1 rRNA gene is annotated in these 2,530 nt (G+C 50.9%); it reads left to right on the top strand.

The window, feature by feature from the left end:
- Positions 1-176: 176 nt before the first annotated feature.
- Positions 177-2,530 (top strand): 23S ribosomal RNA (locus V7787_RS52640); the annotation flags it as partial.

Genomic DNA, 2,530 nt, shown 5'->3' with positions numbered 1-2,530 from the left:
CTTTTGTCAGATCGTTCTTTAAAAATTCGGATATGTGATAGATATAGACTGAACACCAGTTTCACTGCTGGTGGATCAGGCTAAGGTAAAATTTGTGAGTTCTGCTCGAAAGAGCAACGTACGAATTTTCGGCGAATGTCGTCTTCACAGTATAACCAGATTGCTTGGGGTTATATGGTCAAGTGAAGAAGCGCATACGGTGGATGCCTTGGCAGTCAGAGGCGATGAAAGACGTGGTAGCCTGCGATAAGCTTTGGGGAGTCGGCAAACAGACTGTGATCCAGAGATCTCTGAATGGGGGAACCCAGCCAGCACAAGCTGGTTATCTTGTACTGAATACATAGGTGCAAGAGGCGAACCAGGGGAACTGAAACATCTAAGTACCCTGAGGAAAAGAAATCAACCGAGATTCCCTTAGTAGTGGCGAGCGAACGGGGACCAGCCCTTAAGTTGATTTGAGATTAGTGGAACGCTCTGGAAAGTGCGGCCATAGTGGGTGATAGCCCCGTACACGAAAATCTCTTGTCAATGAAATCGAGTAGGACGGAGCACGAGAAACTTTGTCTGAATATGGGGGGACCATCCTCCAAGGCTAAATACTACTGACTGACCGATAGTGAACCAGTACCGTGAGGGAAAGGCGAAAAGAACCCCGGAGAGGGGAGTGAAATAGAACCTGAAACCGTATGCGTACAAGCAGTGGGAGCCTACTTTGTTAGGTGACTGCGTACCTTTTGTATAATGGGTCAGCGACTTATATTCAGTGGCGAGCTTAACCGAATAGGGGAGGCGTAGCGAAAGCGAGTCTTAATAGGGCGTTTAGTCGCTGGGTATAGACCCGAAACCGGGCGATCTATCCATGGGCAGGTTGAAGGTTAGGTAACACTGACTGGAGGACCGAACCGACTACCGTTGAAAAGTTAGCGGATGACCTGTGGATCGGAGTGAAAGGCTAATCAAGCTCGGAGATAGCTGGTTCTCCTCGAAAGCTATTTAGGTAGCGCCTCATGTATCACTGTAGGGGGTAGAGCACTGTTTCGGCTAGGGGGTCATCCCGACTTACCAAACCGATGCAAACTCCGAATACCTACAAGTGCCGAGCATGGGAGACACACGGCGGGTGCTAACGTCCGTCGTGAAAAGGGAAACAACCCAGACCGTCAGCTAAGGTCCCAAAGTCATGGTTAAGTGGGAAACGATGTGGGAAGGCTTAGACAGCTAGGAGGTTGGCTTAGAAGCAGCCACCCTTTAAAGAAAGCGTAATAGCTCACTAGTCGAGTCGGCCTGCGCGGAAGATGTAACGGGGCTCAAACCATGCACCGAAGCTACGGGTATCATCTTACGATGATGCGGTAGAGGAGCGTTCTGTAAGCCTGTGAAGGTGAGTTGAGAAGCTTGCTGGAGGTATCAGAAGTGCGAATGCTGACATGAGTAACGACAATGCGAGTGAAAAACTCGCACGCCGAAAGACCAAGGTTTCCTGCGCAACGTTAATCGACGCAGGGTTAGTCGGTCCCTAAGGCGAGGCTGAAAAGCGTAGTCGATGGAAAACAGGTTAATATTCCTGTACTTCCAGTTATTGCGATGGAGGGACGGAGAAGGTTAGGCCAGCCTGGCGTTGGTTGTCCAGGTTTAAGGTGGTAGGCTGAAATCTTAGGCAAATCCGGGATTTCAAGGCCGAGAGCTGATGACGAGTTGCCTTCAGGCGACGAAGTGGTTGATACCATGCTTCCAAGAAAAGCTCCTAAGCTTCAGATAACTGGGAACCGTACCCCAAACCGACACAGGTGGTTAGGTAGAGAATACCAAGGCGCTTGAGAGAACTCGGGTGAAGGAACTAGGCAAAATGGCACCGTAACTTCGGGAGAAGGTGCGCCGGCGAGGGTGAAGGACTTGCTCCGTAAGCCCATGCCGGTCGAAGATACCAGGCCGCTGCGACTGTTTATTAAAAACACAGCACTCTGCAAACACGAAAGTGGACGTATAGGGTGTGACGCCTGCCCGGTGCCGGAAGGTTAATTGATGGGGTTAGCGCAAGCGAAGCTCTTGATCGAAGCCCCGGTAAACGGCGGCCGTAACTATAACGGTCCTAAGGTAGCGAAATTCCTTGTCGGGTAAGTTCCGACCTGCACGAATGGCGTAACGATGGCGGCGCTGTCTCCACCCGAGACTCAGTGAAATTGAAATCGCTGTGAAGATGCAGTGTATCCGCGGCTAGACGGAAAGACCCCGTGAACCTTTACTATAGCTTTGCACTGGACTTTGAATTTGCTTGTGTAGGATAGGTGGGAGGCTTTGAAGTGGGGACGCCAGTTCTCATGGAGCCATCCTTGAAATACCACCCTGGCAACTTTGAGGTTCTAACTCAGGTCCGTTATCCGGATCGAGGACAGTGTATGGTGGGTAGTTTGACTGGGGCGGTCTCCTCCCAAAGAGTAACGGAGGAGTACGAAGGTGCGCTCAGACCGGTCGGAAATCGGTCGTAGAGTATAAAGGCAAAAGCGCGCTTGACTGCGAGACAAACACGTCG

This window comes from Pseudomonas sp. CGJS7 (genome assembly GCF_036961695.1).
The sequence above is the reverse complement of the archived record's forward strand: the minus strand, read 5'-3'. Positions and strand labels throughout refer to the sequence as shown.